We start from the raw sequence: 17,289 nt of genomic DNA on the forward strand, positions 1-17,289 counted from the left end.
GACGGAACCCAGTAGCGCTTCTTCTGAATGTTCGGGTCGAACCTGCGCTTGGTGCGCCGGTGCGAGTGCGAGATGCTGTGCCCGAAGCCCGGCTCGGCCCCAGTCACTTGGCAGTGAGCTGCCATGATGATCCTCCAAAGATTGAATAAAGCAAGTAGCAGAGTGTTCTACCTGCCATGAGGTGCATGCAGAGGCGTCACCTTCAACGCGGTCCGAACGACCGTGAGATGTTCGCGATTTCGCGCAACCTGAGCCCCTAACTACCGGCCCTCGAACGGAAAAAACCCACGAGAACCGGAGCAATTGCGCACGCTCCGCCACCTGATGCCTTTCCATTCTAGGAGGCAGGCGGCTTTAAGACCAATCGCGGTGCGCTCAACTGCCGTTCGACTCGTCCGGCCTGAATGCCTCCCCATCGGCCCCGATCACGGTGATCCCGCCCGACTCCCCCACTTCCGTGCCGGGACGAACCCGGGCATCGGCATCGACAATAACGGAGCGCAGCACCGCGCCGGCGGGAATGTGCGCACGGTTCAATACCACTGAATGTTCGACGACGGCGCCCTCCTCGACCACCGCGTCCGTCCCGATCACGCTGTTCGTCACAGAGCCGGCGATGCGGGCTCCCGGGGAGATGAGGCTGGATCCGATGTGCGCCGAGTCAGCAATGAACGCGGGCAGACGGCGCGGACTCGCACTGAGGATGGGCCAGGCAGGATCGTCGAACTCAAGGCCGTTCCCGGCCAGCAGGTCCATATGTGCGCGGTGGTAATTCTTCGGTGTGCCAAGGTCCAGCCAGTAGGACTCGAGCCGGTGCTCGGCAACCGTGCCGGTCTCGACGAGGTGCGGGATGAGCTGATCCCCATAGTCCTCCAGTTCCCCCTCCCGCTCATACAGTTCCGCCAGCGTGTCCAGCAAGACATCCGCGGAGTACAGGAAGACTTCCGCAGCGACCAGGTCCGAGCGCGGGCTCTCCGGCTTGTACTCGAATCCCGTCACCAGGCCCTCCTCCACCTCCACCACGCCGTGTTGGGAAGCATCGCCGTCGAACCTGGTTGTCACCATGGTGAGGACAGCGCCGGTGTCCTGGTGGGTCTTCACCACATCGCGGTAATCGAGCTGGTACAGGTGGTCGGCACTGAGCACCAGCACCAGATCGGGATTGAACTCACGAATGTACTCCGACTGCCGGTACAGGCCGTCCGCGTTTCCAGCCGCGAAGCCCTCTCCGTGCTCTCCCTCGAAGGGAGGCAGTACCCTCAGGCCGCCGTTGGTGCGGTCGAGGTCCCAGGGGCGGCCGTTCGCCAGATGGTCATTGATGGACTTGGGCTGGTACTGCTCCACCACCCACACGTCGGAAATGTGACTGTGGTGCAGGTTGGACAGCGGGATGTCGATCAGCCGATAGGTTCCGCCCACCGGCACCACCGGCTTTGCCTTGCGGTCCGTCAGCGGACCGAGCCGCCCGCCCGTGCCGCCGGCCAGGATGACCGCCAGGATGGACGGCTCGCTCATGCCGATCCCACCGGCTGGGACTGCCTGAGAATCCAATGCGCCGAATCGAGCCGGGCGAGGATCTTCTTGCCCACCCGCTCCAGGTCCGCAACATCCTGCTCATCAAGCCCGTCGAATACCAGGTGGCGTACGTACTCAACATGTTCGAGCGCCAGCTCCTGCAGGTTCTCAAGACCGTCGGAGGTAAGGGTGGCGGTGGTAACCCGGAGATCCCGGGTGCTCTGGCTCCGCTGCACCCAGCCGCGGGCTTCGAGCTTGGTGACCACGTGGCTCAGCCGGGACAGCGAGGCATTCGAGCGGCCCGCGAGGTCGCTCATGGGGAGGGTGCGGTCCTCCGCCTCGGACAGCATCGCCAGGACGTGATAGTCAAAAAGCGTAATCTTGGCGCGGCGGTTCAGGTCCGCGTCCAGCGTGCCGGGCAGCATGGTCGCCACCGCATAGAGGGCCAGCCACGCTTGTCTTTCCGCAGGATTCAACCACCGCGCGCCAGTCATAGGACTCATTCTTGCAGAAGCGCCGCCCCTACGGTGACGCTCCTACGGTGACGCTCCTACGGTGACGCATCTACGGTGACGTGGTCTGCCGAGTCCACACCGGGTGCGTCAGGTTCGGGTACTTCGGAGGAAGGGCATCTCCGGAGGACTGACCGCGTAACCGTCTGCCGACCCAGGGCCCGAGGTAGTCCCGTGCCCACACCGCGTCCTTGCGGAGCTGCACGAGCCGCGATGCTGCCGGACGCGCCTCCAGCTCCGGCACTTGAATGCTGTGCGCTGACTTCAGCACCTGCAGCACCCGGACCGCCATCAAAGTGTGTCCGGCAGCGGCCATGTGCATCCGGTCGACGTCCCAGTAGCCCCAGTTCTGGAACTCCCGCATCCGCCAGTAATCGACCAGCTCGGCATCATGCCGGTCCGCGATCTCCCGGACGAGTTCGTTATAGATGGCAGTACGCCCGCGCGTCTTTGCGAAGACCGCCGACTTCGACGAGTCGAAGCCCGTGAAGAGGACGACGGCGGCTCCGCTGCTGCGCAGGCGGGCGATGCCGGCGTCGTATTCGGCAAGCAGAGCGTCCAGGTCGATGGAAGGGCGCAGGATGTCATTGGCGCCGGCGTAGACGGTGACGAGCGTCGGCTTGAGTGCCAGGGCGGCGTCGACCTGCTCGGCGAGGATCTGCCGCATCTTTTTGCCACGGATCGCCAGGTTCGCGTAACCCCAGGAGGGATCGGCGAGGATCAGTTGCTCGGCAACGCGGTCAGCCCAGCCACGCACACCGTTGGGACTCTGCGGGTCCCAGTCCCCGACCCCTTCGGTGAAGGAATCTCCCAGGGCCACATAGCGGTGTGCGAAGGTCTCCCCCGGGAATTCAGTGGTCAAGAGCGGTGGTCTTCCTGATCGGATCCTTCGGCGGCGGCGTCGTCTGACGGGTTCTGCTGGTGCTCGGCGTCGTACTCGTGCTGGGTGTGGTGCTCGGTTTCGGTGTACGAACCGTTGAAGCCAGTGGTGTCGCCGGTGGGGCGAGCGGTTGACGGGTTGGGGAACGTGGGCGACCCGCCGGAGGGGTTGCCTTCGGGAGCGCCCTCCTCCTGTGCGCTGCCCTCGCCTGCATGGGACGTGCCTGCATTGGACCGGTCCTGTGTCATTGCTCCTCCTTCTCGGTTTTGCCCACCCAGCATAGTCCGCCGAAACCACCCGCACACCGGGCAGGGTCAGACGCTAAGCTCGATTCAGAACCACCGCCGTCAGGAGAACACGCATGGCTTCTTTACCGGACACAGAGTCTGAGCCGCAGGTTGATACCCAATCCGAGTCGCGCACAAAGCGCGCTGCCCTGATCCTCAACCCGGTCAAGCCGACGACTGAGGACATTCGCGCCATTGTCACGGAGTTGAGCCTCGAGAAGGGCTGGCAGGAGCCGCTTTTCCTCGAGACCACCGCGGATGATCCGGGCCACGGCCAGGCGCGGGAGGCGCTCAAGGCAGATGTCGACGTCGTTATCGCGGCAGGCGGAGACGGCACCGTTCGGTGCGTGGCTGAGGAGCTTGCGGGCACCGAGACGGCGCTTGGACTCCTTCCGCTGGGCACCGGCAACCTGCTCGCCCGGAATCTCGATATCGACGTCGATGATCCCAGAGGGGCGGTGGAGGCAGCACTGGGCGGAACCGAGCGTCTCATTGACGTCGTCTACGTGAATGTGGACCGCGCACAGGATGCTCACGTCTTCCTTGTCATGGCGGGGCTCGGTTTCGACGCCGCGATCATGGCTGACACCCGCGACGATCTGAAGGACAAGGTCGGCTGGCTGGCCTATGTCGACGCCGGTATCAGGAACCTGCCCGGGAAGCCGTCCCGGGTTCGCATCACACTCGACGGACGCAGGCGCATCAACGGTCGGCTGCGGAGCGTCATGGGCGGCAACTGCGGAAAGATCATGGGCGGTCTGGAGATCTTCCCCGGCGCCAAGCTCGACGACGGCCTCCTGGACGTCATGACCATCGCGCCGAGCGGTGCATTCGGCTGGTTCGCCGTACTCGGCAAGCTGCTTGCGCGCGGCAAGGGCAAGGACCCGTCGCTGGAGTACTACCAGTGCAAGACCGCCGAGATCGAGGTGGACTCTCCGCTGGAGATCGAACTCGACGGCGACCACCTCGGCAAGGGCCGGCACATGGCCCTGCGAGTGGAGCCAAGCTCACTGAAGCTGCGCATGCCGTACGGCAAGAAGGATCCGGCGATCCTTACCAACCCGATCCCATAGGGGCCGGGCCGCTTACCCCTCTGCCTTACCCCGGCGCCAGTAGCCCATGAACGCTACCTGCTTGCGGTCGATGCCGACATCGCGCACCAGGTATCGGCGCAGCTCCCGCACTACTGCTGCTTCACCTGCGATCCAGGCGTAGAAGGGCAGCGCGCCGGCGGGCTTGTCCGGGTTCAGGGAACCGTCGAGCGCCGCGGCATCCAGGAGCTGAGGCGTCTCCCAGAGGATGGTCCTGTCGACGTCGATATCCTCCGGCTCAGGACCGGCTGCCCGCTCGGGCCCGCCGACGCGGCCCGCGGCCGCAGCGAGTGCCTGCCCGGAGGGAGTGTCCGAACCGAGGCTGACCCGGAACGGGGCAGCCAGGGAGACCCAGCCGGGGACCTTGACCGCCTGGCGAACGGCGGCATCCAGCAGTTCACCGTGCGGACGCCCGCCGCGGACGAGCCAGCTGATACCGACGCCGGACCGCGTCTGAATCTCCTGGCAGTCCGAACCGGCGGGCACCTCGAGGAAGGCGTGTCCGCTGATGTCCTCGGGCAGGGACTCGAGGATCGCGCTGATTGCCGGAACCGCTGTCTCATCACCGGCGAGCAGGACATTCTGGGCCAGGCCGGGACGCCATTCGATGCCGCCGTACGCGCCGGCAGTGGAGCAGGTCGCGGCATGAACATTCGGCCCGATGATCCAGACCCGGTCGCCGGGCTCAGCTGCCGCCGCCCACTGCGAGGCAGGCCCGCCCCTGCCGTCGTCGTCGAGGTGCATCACGAAGTCGACGTCCAGTTCCGGGATCGCCTGGTGGCAGCGGGAGGCGCGCACCGTGTAGGTTCGCATGTCACCGCGCTCGGCCTGGTCGAGCGAGAGCCACTGCTGGTACCAGCCGCTGCCGGAATCCTCCATCAGTGCTCCGAGGTCGGCGGACCCGCCGCCGACCGGCGGGATCATCACCTTGATGCGGAGGTCGAGCGTGTGCCCCTGGACTCCGAAGTCGGACAGGCAGGCGCCACCGAAGGTGATGCGCCGGAAATTGGCGCTGAGGTGCTCCACGCGGCTGACTACGACGTCGAAGGCACGGATGGCGGGCACCGCGGACTGGCCGGCGTCGGCCGCAGCCCGTGCGCTCCTCCGGGCGGGGCGGGTGGTGCTGACTTCTGTCACGATGCTGCCTCCATTGTCAGTGCGGGTAGCCCGTCCTGCGGGTTCGCTAAAAAACCCTGCTCACGTTCCACGCTGGCTCGTGCGGGGGTGGTTCTGCGGGTTGCATGGTGGCGTCCGACGGGTACCACCATGGGCGTACCCGAGATCGGATCCGGCATGACGCGGCTCTCAAGGCCGAAGACCTCTGCGACCGTCTCCTCCGTGACCACGGCCGAGGGCGCTCCCTCAGCGACGATCCGGCCGCCCTTCAGGGCGATGAGGTGGTCCGCGTAGCGCGCCGCCAGGTTGAGGTCGTGCAGGACGATCGCAACCGTGGTGCCCGCGCTGCGGTTCAAGTCGGTGATGAGGTCCAGGACCTCCACCTGGTGTGCCAGATCGAGGAAAGTCGTCGGCTCGTCCAGAAGGAGGATGTCCGTCTGCTGGGCCAGCGCCATGGCAATCCAGACGCGCTGCCGTTGCCCGCCGGAGAGCTCGTCGACGTTGCGGTCCGCCAGCTCCAGAGTATCGGTGACGCGGAGTGCGGAGGCGACTGCGGCGTCGTCGTCGGCGTTCCACTGGCGGAACCATCCCTGGTGTGGGTAACGGCCGCGGCCGACGAGGTCCACCACTGCGATGCCGTCCGGTGCCACCGGTGTCTGCGGGAGCAGGCCCAGGGTCTTCGCGACTGATCGGGTGGACAACGAGTGGATGTCCTTGCCGTCGAGCAGCACCGTTCCGCCCGCCGGCTTCAGGAGCCTGGCGAGGCCCCGGAGCAGCGTCGACTTGCCGCAGGCGTTCGCCCCGACGATGACCGTAACCTTGCCCTCCGGCACTTCCACTGTCAGGTTCTCGACCACCGTGCGGTTGTCATACGCGAGAAAAAGGTCCTTGGCGCTCAACCTCATGTCAGCCTCCTTGGCCTGATCGGTTGGATGTGGCAAGAAGCCAGAGGAGGAACGGAGCCCCGAGGACGCCCGTGATCACTCCCACCGGCAGGGAAACCCCTGGAATCAGATTCGCGCCCACGAAGTCCGCTCCGAGGACGATGACAGCTCCGACGAGCGCTGCCGTGACCAGTGGGCGGTACCCACCAAGGATGCGCCGGGCAATCGGTCCGGAGAGGAAGGCGATGAACGCAACGGGCCCGGCTGCCGCCGTCGCTACCGCGGCCAGGAGCACGCCGGTAACGATGAGCGCCAGCCTCGAGCGCTCGACGCTCACGCCGAGTCCGGCCGCTGCGTCGTCTCCCAGTTCCAGGCCGCGCAACGAGCGGGACAGTACGACGACGGCGGGTGCCAGGACCAGCAAGGCAACCGACAGGATGGTCACCCGGTCCCAGTTGCTCGAGTTGAGCGAGCCGTTCAGCCAGGCCAGCGCGTCAGCAGCAACGCGGATATCCGTTCGGGTCAGGAGAAAGCTGACAACCGACTGCAGGACTGCCGAAAACCCGATGCCGACCAGGATCAGCCGGTAGCCCGCAACTGAGCCGCGCCGTGAGATGGCGTAGATGGCCAGGGCCACCGCAAGTGCGCCGACCATCGCGAATCCGGACAGCACGAGCCCGGACGCTCCGAGGAACGCAATGGCGAAAACAGCCGAGGCGCTCGCTCCGTAGCTGATTCCGATGATGTCGGGGCTGGCGAGCGGGTTCCGCAGCATGGTTTGGAACACCGCCCCGGCCACGCCGAAGGCCGCGCCAACCATAATCCCGATGAGAACGCGGGGAATCCGGTTCTCCATCACGATGAAGCTGGCACCCGGGATGTCGACCCCGCCGACGATCCGGAAGAAATCGGGGATGGTGACCGTGTAGCGGCCCAGCAGCAGCGTGACGGCCGCGAGCGCGACAATCAGGAACGCCAGGATCGCGAGCTTCACCGCCCGCTGGGTCCGCAGATGACGGCGCTCCCGGAGGACCAAAGGCTCCTCGGCTGCGCGCACCGCGGAGGCGTTCGGGCGGGTGGTGACGCTCATAGCTCGGCCATTTTCCGGCGTCGTACCAGCCAGACGAATACCGGTGCTCCGATGACGGCGGTCAGGATGCCGACCTGCACCTCGCTGGGCGGGAGAATGACGCGGCCCAGGATGTCAGCGCAGAGCAGCAGCACGGGGGCGAGCACCATCGAGAACGGGAGGATCCAGCGGTAGTCCGGTCCAGCGAACGCGCGGACCACGTGCGGAATAACGAGGCCGACAAACCCGATGGGCCCGGCGGCCGCTGTCGCGGCACCGCACAGCACGACGACGCCGAGAGCTGTCAGCGCGCGGGCGAGGGTCACGTTCTGCCCCAGACCCCGGGCGATGTCATCTCCGAGGGAGAGGCTGTTCAGCACCTTGCCCGTCAGAAGGGTCAGGATGAAGCCGAAGGCCAGGAATGGCAGGACCGGAAGAATCACGTCCCACCCCCGGCCGGCCACTGAGCCGACCTGCCAGAAGCGGAAAGAATCGAAGGTTTGCTGGCTCGAAACAAGCACAGCGTTCAGCAGCGAAACCATGCCCGCGGAGAGCGCCGCGCCCGCGAGCGCCAATTTGACCGGTGTCGCGCCATCCCGACCCAGGCTGGCGACCGCGTAGACCAGCACCGCTGCTCCGGCCGCTCCGAGGAAGGCGAACCAGACGTATCCCGTGAAGCTGGTGACGCCGAAGACGAAGATTCCGATGACGACGGCAAGCGCAGCACCGGAATTGACGCCCAGGATGCCGGGATCGGCGAGGGGGTTGCGGGCGACGCCCTGCATGGCCGCTCCCGCGAGGCCGAGGGCAGCACCGGCCAGGAGCCCGACGATGGTCCGCGGGACGCGCGACAGTACTACGGCGTGATCACCGTTGGCGGGGTCATAGGCGGTCAGTACCTGCACCAGAGTTTCCGCGCTGATCGGGCGTGCCCCGATTGCCAGCGATGCGACGCAGACGATCGCGAGGACGAGAACGGCCAGAATCAGTTGCAGTGCACGGGCTGTTGGACGTTTCCGGGACCGCTGCTGGCGGAGGAGCGGCGAGGCGGGCGCAGCCAGTGCCATGCATGCCTCCCTGGGCCAACTCCTGAGATCGCCGGATTAACCGGATCGGACCCAAGTAAGGCTAGCCTATGCATGCCCGGATTAGGAAACGGTAATGTTCGCTATTTCCCGAAGAACCCCTCGAGCTTCACGGGGCTGCGGTGGGTGCCGTGCCGCGCCCGAACGGACTTCCGCCGAGCCGTTCGCGCTGGTGCTCGGTGTGCCAGTTCTCCAGGGACGGACCTTTCGGCACGATCTGTGTGGGGTTGATGTCCTGGTGAACGACGTAATAGTGCTTCTTGATCTGATCGAAGTCGATGGTGTCACCGAAGCCGGGAGTCTGGAAGAGGTCCCGCGCATAGCCCCACAGTGCCGGCATCTCCGTGAGCTTGTTCCGGTTGCACTTGAAGTGCCCGTGGTACACCGGGTCGAACCGCGCGAGGGTGGTGAAGAGCCGCACGTCGGCCTCCGTGATCGAGTCCCCTACCAGGTAGCGCTGGCTGGTTAGCCGTTCCTCCAGCCAGTCCAGTGCTGCGAAGAGGCGGTCATAGGCGTCGTTGTAGGCGTCCTGTGATCCTGCGAAGCCGCAGCGGTAGACGCCGTTGTTCACCTCGGTGAACACACGCTTGTTGACCGTGTCGATCTCCTCGCGGAGGTCCTCCGGGTACAGGTCCGGGGCGCCGTCCCGATGGAACTCCTTCCATTCGGTGGACAGGTCGAGGGTGATCTGCGGGAAGTTGTTCGTAACTACTGCTCCGGAATTGACGTCCACGATCGCGGGCACAGTGATGCCGCGCGGGTACTCGGGGTCCCGCTTGAAGTAGGCCTCCTGCAACCGCTCGATCCCGAGTACCGGATCCTTGCCGCCCGGGTCGAGGTCGAACGTCCAGGAGCGTTTGTCATGGGTGGGTCCCGGCGTGCCCAGCGAGATCGCCTCCTCCAGCCCGAGCAGGCGGCGAACGATGATCGCCCGGTTAGCCCACGGGCAGGCCCGGGCGGCGATCAGGCGGTACCGGCCCGGCTCCACCGGGAAACCGTCAGCGGCGTCACGGGTGATCCGCGTCTCGATGTAGTTGCTGTCGCGCTTGAACTCCTTGCCGGAGTCGACGTAAGCGCCCTTGGTGCTGTGTTCGGAATTGCTCATGGTTCACTCTCGTTGTTTGGCTGCGTTCAGGAACGGGCTGCGTCGATTCCCTTCCCGATCTACCGGGCGAGGTATTCGAGCAGCGCGGCGCAGGCCGCTTCACAGCGACGGCAGGTCTCTGCGCAAATCCTGCAGTGATCGTGCATCGACGCGTGCCGTTCACATTCCTCTGCGCAGTTTCGGCAGGCTTGCAGACAGGCCTCGAGCAGCGGCGCGAGCACGGCGGGATGGTGTCCGCCCTGCCGTTGCAGCATCCGTGCGGTGGCAAGACAGATATCCGCACAGTCCTGGTCCGTCCTGATACAGTGCCGGAGCTCTTCGATTCCGTCTTCGCCAAGGCATGCGTCCGCGCAGCTTCCGCAGGTGGCAACACAGTCGAGGCATGCCTCAATGGTTGCTGCCAGATCCCCGGCCTGCACATGGCCGGACGGGCGGGGGTGGGCGATGATCATGTCCGCGATGTTGGTCATGACCGGCTCTTCTCGCGGTCGCTGTGGTCGCGGCCGTACTTCTGGCGCAACTCACGGCCCTTGTCGACCAACTCGATCTGCTTATCGCGCTTTTTCTTCGCCTGCTTGTCATCCCGCGGGGGAAGCTGCACGGTTTCCTCGGCCTCGATACCGGCCTGCAGTTCCCGGCCACGCTCAAGCTCAGCGTCGAATTCGGCACCGAACAGGAGGGAGAGGTTGGCGAGCCAGAGCCACAGCAGGAAGATGATGACGCCGGCGATTGCGCCGTAGGTGCGCTCGTAGTTGCCGAAGTTCGAAACGTAGAACGAGAACGCCGCCGTTGTGATGGCCAGCACCAGCAGCGCGATGATGGAACCGATGCTCACCCACTTGAACTTGGGCTGCTTGAGGTTGGGAGCCGCGTAGTAGAGCACAGCGATCATCAGCACCGCGAAGAACACCATGACCGGCCACTTGGCGATATTCCAGATCGTTACGGCTGTTGAGCCCAGACCGATCGCGCTGCCGACGGCCTCTGCAACGGGACCCGACAGAATCAGCAGCAGCGCCATCAGCACCACCAGCAGCAATACGACGAGGGTGATGGCAAGCATCACCGGGCGCAGCTTCCAGAAGGGACGTCCTTCCTCGACCTCGTACATCCGGTTCATGGCGCGGGCGAATGCGCCCACGAATCCGGATGCCGACCAGATGGCACCAACGAGACCGATGACGAATGTCAGCCCGGCCGTATTGGACGAGGCCAGTTGCTGAATAGTGGGACCCACGGTCTCTTCCGCGTCGGAGGAGACGCTCGACAGGATTCCGATCACTGCGTCCGTGGTTGCCTCGGCCTGCCCGAAGAACCCGAGAATCGACACCAGCGCCAGCAGGGCGGGGAAGATTGCGAGCACTGCGTAGTAGGTCAGCGCCGCTGCAAGGTCGGTGCACTGGTCCTTGCTGAACTCACTGACTGTTCGTTTAAAGACGTAACCCCAGGCCGGTTTCACAATGTCGGTGGGGTCGTCGGGCTTCCGGGAGTCATCCGGGTGGGGGCTCGAAGCCGCCTTTGCCTGCGTGGCTTCCTCTGTCGAATCCGCCTTCGCTGGATCTTTAGTGGTCACGTTTCTACCTCCGGTTCAGATTTGCCTTCCCCAACCGAACCATAAGGATACTTACTATTGCAATAAGTAGTCGACCGTTTAGTGTGGTTTTCAGGCCACAACGATTGAAGGGTTCCACATGCGCATCGCTGTTATCGGAGCAACCGGCAATGTGGGGACGGCGCTTCTTCGCCGGCTTCAGCAGGCCCGCACGGAGAACCCAGCCATCGAGCTGGTGGGCATTTCCCGTCGACAGCCATCACAGGACCACGCACCCTATGAGGGAGTGCAGTGGCACACCGCGGATGTGGGAACCGATGCGGGGCGCGAGCGGCTCACGTCCGCGCTCCAGGGGTCGGACGCCGTCGTTCATCTTGCGTGGGCTATCCAGCCCAACCGGGACGAGGATGCGATGTTCCGCACCAACGTGACCGGAACCGAGAACGCCCTGCATGCCGCTGCCGACGCCGGTGTACGCCACTTCGTGTGCGCATCCTCTGTGGGCGCCTACAGCCCGGCGAGCAAGGACCAGTCGGTCACGGAGGACTGGCCCACCGGAGGTATTCAGACGTCGCATTACAGCCGCCACAAGGCCGCGCAGGAGGACCTGCTGGATGCTTTTGAGCGCGATTTCCCGGAGATCCCTGTTGCGCGTGTCCGCCCGGGGCTCATCTTCCAGGCTGACGCCGGTGAGGAGATCGGGCGCTATTTCCTCGGACCGCTGATCCCCCGGTCCATCCTTAACAAGCTGAGCCTGCCCGTCCTGCCCATTCCATCCCAGATGGTGTTCCAGGCCGTGCACGCGGCGGACATGGCAGACGCTTACTGGCGCATCGTCGACCAGCGGGCGTCGGGAGCCTTCAACATCGCAGCCGAGCCAGTTTTGACACCCCGGCTTCTGGGCGGCCTTCTCGGCGCGAAGCGCGTGTTCGACCTGCCCGTTCCGGTGCTCCGGGCGGCAGTGGCGGCATCCTGGGCCCTGCACATTCAGGCGACCGACCCGGGCTGGATCGACATGGCTGCACAAGCGCCCGTCATGAATACCGACCGGGCACGCACGCTCCTCGGATGGGAGCCGACGCGTTCCTCGGTGGCGGCCATCCGCGAGGTCATCGACGGATTGGCCGGCGGTTCCGGCGTGCACGGCTCCCCCAGCCTGCGCCCCGGCCGCTGAGTGGGCTTACTCCTTCACCGCACCGGCAGAAGCGTTCATGATGCGCTTCTGGAAGACAAAGAACACGATCGCCACCGGCACGGTCATCAACGCGGCCGCCGCAAGCTTGAGCGGGTACTGGGTTCCCTGGCTCAGGGCACCGGATGCAAGTTGCGCGACGCCCTTGGTCAGCGTGGTCAGCTCCGGGCTCTGGGTCGAGATGATGAAGTGGTTCAGTTCGTTCCAGGAACCCTGGAAGGACAGGATCACGATGGTCATCACGGCCGGACGGGCCATCGGCAGCACCACGGACCAGAAGGTTCGGAACGTTCCTGCGCCGTCGATCCTCGCCTGTTCCTCAACGCTGGCCGGGATCGACTCGAAGAAGTTCTTCATGATGAACACTCCCGCGGCGTCGGCCAGTAGCGGGAGGATCATTCCGGTGTACGAGTCGTAGATCCCCAGCTGGTTGATCACGAGGAACTTCGGAATAAGAAGAACGACGCCGGGCACCGCCATTACTGCCACGAGCAGCGCGAACACCAACGCTCGCCCGCGGAACGGGATTCGCGCCAGCGCGTAACCGGCCAACGAGTTGAAGAAGACACGGCCGAGGGTCACAAACACAGTCACGATGAACGAGTTCATGCCCCACAGCGGGAAATCCGAGTTGGCGAACAGCGTGTCGTAGGCCGCCACCGTCCAGTTCTGCGGAACGAGTCCCAGCGGGTTCTGCGCGGCTTCCGGCTCTGACTTGAAGGACGTGGCTACCTGCACCAGGAACGGAAAAATGTAGATGAGTGCCAGCGCGATCAGGACCAGGTAGGCAATCCAGGCTCCGCGGGCCGCCCTGCGCCGCCCGTCCGTTGGAGGACGACGACGGCTGGCAGCGGCCGGCGGTGCTGGTGCTGTGGCAGTACTCATCGCCGCTGCTCTCCTTCTTCATCGGCGGGTGCCGCCGTACCGGGGATGGCCGCCGCGCTGGAGCCGGCGCTCACGCCGGCGGGTACCATCCGCCGTCGTCGTGGGACGTCACGCTCCCGAAGAGCCCAGCGCTGGAGCAGGGTCAGGACCACGATGATCGCGAAAAGGACAAAGGCGATAGCTGCGCCGACTCCCCACTGCTGGTCCACGAAGGCTGCGTTGAAGGACAGGTAGGCCGGTGTGAGCGTTGTTTTGGCCGGTCCGCCCTGGGTGCCGGTGTAGATCTGGTCGAAAACCTGCCAGGTACCGATCAGCCCCAGCGTCAACACCGTGAACAGGGTGGGGCGAAGCATGGGCAGGGTCACGGCCCAGAAGCGCTGCCAGCCGGTGGCACCGTCGACCATGGCGGCCTCCTGCACCTCGCCGCTGATGTTTTGCAGCGCAGCGATGAACAGCAGCATGAAGGTTCCTGATGTTGTGAAGATGGCCATCAGGACGAAGGCACTCATTGCCACCGATGGTCCTGCAAGCCAATCCCACCCGCTGATACCCAGGAAGCCCGGAGCCCGAAGTCCTGCCGGTGCCTGATCCACTCCAACAAGACCGAACAGGATGTGCAGCACGCCCCGCGGATCCTGGAACCAGTTGGGACCTTCGATCGCGAAGAACGACAGCACCTTGTTGATGACGCCGGTAGCGCTGAACAGGAAGAGCCACAGCACGGTAATGGCTACCGAACTGGTTACTGACGGGAAGTAGAAGGCCGTGCGGAAGAATCCCCTGCCCTTGAGGATCTGGCGGTTCACCATCACCGCGAGGAACAGGGCGAGAGCTGTCTGCAGCGGGACAACCAGGAGCACGTAGTAAAGATTGTTCCGGATTGCTGTTCCGAAATCCCGGCCGATCAGCCCTTCGCCTCCGAGGATTCCCGAGTAGTTCTCGAACCCGACGAAACTCACGCTTGCCGAAAAGGGGCTTCCCCGTCCCGTCCAGTCGGACAGGCTGACCCAGGCCGCCATGATGACCGGGACAACGAGGAACAGGCCCAGGATCAGCACGACCGGGGTGATGAACAGCCAGCCCGCAAGACCTTGGCGACCACGGATGTCACCGCGTTTGACCCTGCTCGGGGGTGCTTCCGCTGCAGTGGTTGGAGTGGATGGCATGGCTACCTCGGATCTGAACGCTGTGGGTCTGGGCGGCGCTCCTCACATGGAGCACCGCCCGGTAGTGGTGAGGCGTTACTGGGTCGCTATGGTTTCCACGAGCGGCTGCACCGACTCGAGGATCTGCTGTGGGTCCGAGGACTCGAGTGACTCGAGCTGCGAGTTCAGTTCCCCAAGCACGTCGGCTGCGCCCTGCTGGGCGGGCAGATTCTGTGCGTACTCGCCTCCGGCGATGAACGGCTCAAGTTCCGGGTACTGCTCGGACCAATCGGCGGCGACGGACTGCAGGGACGGCATAACACCGAACGCCTCAGCGAAAGCCAGTTGGCTTTCAGGAGTTGTCAGGTGCTCCACCAATGCCTTGGCGCCCTCGATGTTGTCGCTGTCGGCAGCAATTCCCCAGCAATTGGTGAACTGCAGTGTGCCCTTCCCGCCCGGACCTTCGGGCAGCTCGGCAACCTGGTATTCGACGTCGGGGAAGTCATTGGTCATGGCGCCCGCGATCCAGTTGCCTTCGATGACCATCGCGGCCAGCCCCTTACCAAAGGCTTCACCGCCCCAACCCGCTCCGAGGTTTGAGGAGTAGTCGGCCACGCCGTCGGTCATCATTTGCTTGACATAGTTGAGCGCTTCCACATTCGCTTCGCTGGCCGCAGTCGCTTCGCCGTCCGTGATGAGTCCACCTCCTGCCTGGGCGGCGAAGACGCCAAGCCGCTGGAATTCGGGGCTGAAACCAAGACCGACGGTTTCCTCAGTAGTGAGCTGCTCAGCGACGTCTGCCAGCTCCTCCCAGGTGGTGGGAATATCCTCTTCGGTGAGCCCCGCTTCCTCCCACTTGGCGCTGTTGATCACGAGGCCGAGCGTGGAAAAGTCCTTGGGAGCACAGTAGAGCTGATCCTCGTAGGTGAAGGCTTCACGCAGGGCCGGGTAGTAGTCGTCCTTGTTCGCGAGGTCCTCACCATACGGCTCAAGGGACCCGTTGGCCGCGTAGCCGGCGAACGCGTCGGTGGACAGGTAGAACACGTCTGCAGGCTCACCGGAGGCGAAGCCCTGACTGAGCTGCTGGGTCAGATCCGACGCGACGATGACGGATGCCTCTACGCCCGACTCGCTCGCCCAGGAATCGACGGCAGCAGTGACAGCCTCGGTTTCGGCGTCGCCGGATGATCCGATGAGAACGCTGACGGGTGCGTCGGTTGCTGCCGCTTCACCGCCGCCGTCCTCTGCTGATTCCGAAAAACCGGACCCTCCGCAGGCCGTCAAGGCCAGCATCGATGCCGCGGTGATGGCGACGGCAAGGCGCCGTCGGGGATGTCCAGTCTTCATTGTCTGATTCCTCATTGTGGTTGCTTCTTTTGGTGGTGGTTCTGGTCTCAGCTGCTGCTGAAGGAGTAGGGAGTACGTTGGATCAGAGTCGGCGGGAGCAAAAGGTGTCGCTCGGGTACCTCTTCCCCCCCGGGGAAGTTGGTTCCAGCCAGCTCGTGCGCAAGGACGGCGATGATGTGCCGGGCAGCGTCCTCGATGGGCTGGGAAACGCTCGAAAGTCCGACGGCGGCAGCCACCGGTGTGTCATCGAATCCGATGACCGTGCCTGAGGCCTGCTCTGGAAACAGTTGCCGCATCTTCGCGGCAGCGCCCAGTGCCAGGGAGTCGCTGGCGCACACGAGCGCTGTCGCTCCCCTCGACGCCAGCCGTTCAGCACCCTGCGCGCCGGCGGGAACGCCGTCGTCGGCCTGAATGTCCAGGGTGTCGGTGGCCAAACCGGCGGCGACCATGGCACGTTTCCAGCCCGCGCGACGGTCATCGCCCGCTCCGGAACCTGCTGGCCAGCCGATGAACCCGACGGCGGTGTGACCCTGTTCGATCAGGGTGCGCGCGGCTTGCTCGGTGCCGGCACCGCCGTCGACATCCACCCAGGGGTGGCCGGAACCGAAAGGGTCCTCGACACTGCTCCAGGGACGCCCGAACGCAGCGAACGGCACCTCGTGTTCCAGCAGCCATTCGGTGCGGGCGTCGCCGTAATGCGTGCCAGTGAGAACGAAGCCGTCCAGATCGGCAACTTTCAGGAGCTCTTCATACTGCCGTATCTCGCCCGAGTCCGATTCTGCGCAGAACAGGGTGAGCCGATACCCCTCATCCTGCGCCGATTCGGTCAGCGCGTGCAGGAACCGGTCAAGGATCGAACCGTTGATTCCGTCCACCACCGGCATCAGGCGGATACCTAAATTCATCGACCGGCGGGTCCGCAGCTGGCGGGCTGCCGCGCTCGGCCGATAACCGCTTTCGGCGATGGCATGCTGCACACGCATCCGGGTCTCCGGCTTCACCCGGTGGGGGGCGTTGATGACGTTCGACACCGTCTGCCTGGAGACGCCGAGGGAGGCCGCCAGGCTGACAAGCGTGGTCTTCGGCATTCCGGTGCCTCCATGAGATCGAGCGTTCACCGTGTTCGGCGGACGTTTACAGAATATGAACGTTCAAATAGGGTTGTCAATGAGGAATTTGAACGATCTAATAAGACATTGCCGAGCTGCAAGGAGAACCCCTTGGCGTACCGACAGCCTTTCCTCCACAACCTGACCGGCGTGTTCAGTGCTCCCCTCCAGGCGTGGGCGGATCCGCACGGCCAGATCAGGGACTCGGGTGCGCAGGGCATCCATTGTGGAGATGACAGGATTATCCGTTCAGCAGTGCTGACCGTGGACGGATCCGAGCCCGAGTGGGTGTCCACTCAGGTCCGTTCCGCGCAGCGCGTCGAGTACGTGCACTTCGTCCGCGTGGCGTCACAGGTCGCGGATCCGCTGATGCACCTGACCCGCGCCCGCACGGCGGACGCGCAGGGGGTTGCCGAGCACATCCGGCTGGAGTCGGCGTATGAGTTCGTGGTTCGTCAGGAGGTCCGGCTGGTGCTGGACGTGGACAACACCCCAATGGAGCAGGTGAAGTCCGG

Annotated in this window: 19 protein-coding genes; 3 read left to right on the top strand and 16 right to left on the bottom strand. The window is 64.7% G+C overall.

Annotated features, from left to right (window positions below; translation table 11 throughout):
• The 5 genes from rpmB to RIF85_RS09635 form a co-directional block, all read right to left on the bottom strand.
• A partial coding sequence (gene rpmB / locus RIF85_RS09615) for a 50S ribosomal protein L28 (RefSeq protein WP_309071707.1) occupies positions 1 to 125 on the bottom strand: 125 nt, incomplete at its 3' end.
• Between the two features lie 250 nt (positions 126 to 375).
• A complete protein-coding gene (locus RIF85_RS09620) occupies positions 376 to 1,515 on the bottom strand; it encodes a sugar phosphate nucleotidyltransferase (RefSeq protein ID WP_309071690.1) in 1,140 nt (379 codons plus the stop codon).
• Complete coding sequence (locus RIF85_RS09625; RefSeq protein WP_309071691.1) at positions 1,512 to 2,009, bottom strand: MarR family transcriptional regulator; 498 nt, start codon at positions 2,007 to 2,009, stop codon at positions 1,512 to 1,514. The genes RIF85_RS09620 and RIF85_RS09625 overlap by 4 nt, the downstream gene beginning before the upstream one ends.
• 70 nt (positions 2,010 to 2,079) lie before the next feature.
• Complete coding sequence (locus RIF85_RS09630) at positions 2,080 to 2,889, bottom strand: SGNH/GDSL hydrolase family protein (protein ID WP_309071692.1); 810 nt, start codon at positions 2,887 to 2,889, stop codon at positions 2,080 to 2,082.
• Positions 2,886 to 3,155 (bottom strand): hypothetical protein, encoded by a 270-nt coding sequence (locus RIF85_RS09635; RefSeq protein WP_309071693.1) that lies wholly within the window; start codon positions 3,153 to 3,155, stop codon positions 2,886 to 2,888. The genes RIF85_RS09630 and RIF85_RS09635 overlap by 4 nt, the downstream gene beginning before the upstream one ends.
• Before the next feature lie 113 nt (positions 3,156 to 3,268).
• Between RIF85_RS09635 and RIF85_RS09640 the strand changes: the two genes are divergently transcribed.
• Complete coding sequence (locus RIF85_RS09640; protein ID WP_309071694.1) at positions 3,269 to 4,267, top strand: diacylglycerol kinase family lipid kinase; 999 nt, start codon at positions 3,269 to 3,271, stop codon at positions 4,265 to 4,267.
• 12 nt (positions 4,268 to 4,279) lie between these two features.
• On the opposite strand, the gene RIF85_RS09645 is transcribed toward RIF85_RS09640, so the two are convergent.
• From RIF85_RS09645 to RIF85_RS09675, 7 genes are all read right to left on the bottom strand, one after another.
• A complete protein-coding gene (locus tag RIF85_RS09645) occupies positions 4,280 to 5,422 on the bottom strand; it encodes a siderophore-interacting protein (protein ID WP_375164838.1) in 1,143 nt (380 codons plus the stop codon).
• On the bottom strand, positions 5,419 to 6,306 hold the full coding sequence (locus RIF85_RS09650) for an ABC transporter ATP-binding protein (protein WP_309071695.1): 888 nt from the start codon (positions 6,304 to 6,306) through the stop codon (positions 5,419 to 5,421). The genes RIF85_RS09645 and RIF85_RS09650 overlap by 4 nt, the downstream gene beginning before the upstream one ends.
• A gap of 1 nt (position 6,307) precedes the next feature.
• Positions 6,308 to 7,375: an iron chelate uptake ABC transporter family permease subunit gene (locus RIF85_RS09655; protein ID WP_309071696.1), complete on the bottom strand. Its 1,068-nt coding sequence runs from the start codon at positions 7,373 to 7,375 to the stop codon at positions 6,308 to 6,310.
• Positions 7,372 to 8,421: an iron chelate uptake ABC transporter family permease subunit gene (locus tag RIF85_RS09660; protein ID WP_309071697.1), complete on the bottom strand. Its 1,050-nt coding sequence runs from the start codon at positions 8,419 to 8,421 to the stop codon at positions 7,372 to 7,374. Before RIF85_RS09660 ends, RIF85_RS09655 begins: the two co-directional genes overlap by 4 nt.
• A gap of 127 nt (positions 8,422 to 8,548) precedes the next feature.
• Positions 8,549 to 9,544 carry a glutathione S-transferase C-terminal domain-containing protein gene (locus tag RIF85_RS09665; protein WP_309071698.1) on the bottom strand — a complete coding sequence of 332 codons (996 nt, stop codon included), beginning with the start codon at positions 9,542 to 9,544 and terminating at the stop codon, positions 8,549 to 8,551.
• A 59-nt stretch (positions 9,545 to 9,603) separates the two neighbouring features.
• On the bottom strand, positions 9,604 to 10,014 hold the full coding sequence (locus RIF85_RS09670) for a four-helix bundle copper-binding protein (RefSeq protein ID WP_309071699.1): 411 nt from the start codon (positions 10,012 to 10,014) through the stop codon (positions 9,604 to 9,606).
• Complete coding sequence (locus RIF85_RS09675; protein WP_309071700.1) at positions 10,011 to 11,117, bottom strand: YihY/virulence factor BrkB family protein; 1,107 nt, start codon at positions 11,115 to 11,117, stop codon at positions 10,011 to 10,013. The genes RIF85_RS09670 and RIF85_RS09675 overlap by 4 nt, the downstream gene beginning before the upstream one ends.
• Positions 11,118 to 11,235: 118 nt before the next feature.
• On the opposite strand from RIF85_RS09675, the gene RIF85_RS09680 reads away from it, so the two are divergent.
• Positions 11,236 to 12,270: an NAD-dependent epimerase/dehydratase family protein gene (locus tag RIF85_RS09680; RefSeq protein ID WP_309071701.1), complete on the top strand. Its 1,035-nt coding sequence runs from the start codon at positions 11,236 to 11,238 to the stop codon at positions 12,268 to 12,270.
• Positions 12,271 to 12,276: 6 nt separating this feature from the next.
• Here RIF85_RS09680 and RIF85_RS09685 read toward each other — a convergent pair whose 3' ends face one another.
• From RIF85_RS09685 to RIF85_RS09700, 4 genes are all read right to left on the bottom strand, one after another.
• The gene (locus RIF85_RS09685) at positions 12,277 to 13,173 is read right to left on the bottom strand and encodes a carbohydrate ABC transporter permease (RefSeq protein ID WP_309071702.1); all 897 of its coding nucleotides are present in this window, start codon (positions 13,171 to 13,173) and stop codon (positions 12,277 to 12,279) included.
• Positions 13,170 to 14,339, bottom strand: coding sequence for a sugar ABC transporter permease (locus RIF85_RS09690; protein WP_309071703.1), 1,170 nt, complete (start codon positions 14,337 to 14,339; stop codon positions 13,170 to 13,172). Before RIF85_RS09690 ends, RIF85_RS09685 begins: the two co-directional genes overlap by 4 nt.
• A 75-nt stretch (positions 14,340 to 14,414) precedes the next feature.
• Entirely contained in the window at positions 14,415 to 15,665 is a 1,251-nt protein-coding gene (locus RIF85_RS09695; RefSeq protein ID WP_309071704.1) for an extracellular solute-binding protein, read from the bottom strand.
• 47 nt (positions 15,666 to 15,712) lie between these two features.
• Complete coding sequence (locus RIF85_RS09700; RefSeq protein ID WP_309071705.1) at positions 15,713 to 16,753, bottom strand: LacI family DNA-binding transcriptional regulator; 1,041 nt, start codon at positions 16,751 to 16,753, stop codon at positions 15,713 to 15,715.
• Between the two features lie 132 nt (positions 16,754 to 16,885).
• Between RIF85_RS09700 and RIF85_RS09705 the strand changes: the two genes are divergently transcribed.
• Positions 16,886 to 17,289, top strand: a 404-nt coding sequence (locus tag RIF85_RS09705; RefSeq protein ID WP_309071706.1) for a glycogen debranching N-terminal domain-containing protein, incomplete at its 3' end; no start/stop codon positions are given.

The sequence above is a fragment of the Arthrobacter sp. genome (genome assembly GCF_031179385.1).
Classification (GTDB): Bacteria; Actinomycetota; Actinomycetes; order Actinomycetales; family Micrococcaceae; genus Arthrobacter_D.